Below are 211 nucleotides of genomic sequence, written 5' to 3'. Positions count from 1 at the left end.
CTTCATGTCGATCGTGCTGGCCGCCGCGCCCAGCCATCCGCTGGCCCTGCTGCCGAAGCCGGTGGCGATCGAGGATGCGCGCGAACACACGCAGCTTGTCGTCACCGACCAGTCGGAGCGCACCAAGGGGCGGGACTTCGGCGTCTTCGCCTACCGCACCTGGCGGCTGACGGATGTGCGCACCAAGCATATGCTGATGCGCGAGGGGCTG

The 211-nt window shown here is 68.2% G+C and carries 1 pseudogene; it reads left to right on the top strand.

From position 1 onward, the window contains the following. A pseudogene (locus tag EOB59_RS36425) lies at positions 1 to 211 on the top strand (LysR family transcriptional regulator); the annotation flags it as partial.

The organism is Mesorhizobium sp. M7A.F.Ca.MR.176.00.0.0, from assembly GCF_004023165.1.
Lineage (GTDB): Bacteria > Pseudomonadota > Alphaproteobacteria > Rhizobiales > Rhizobiaceae > Mesorhizobium.
This window is presented reverse-complemented; position numbering and strand designations above follow the sequence as displayed.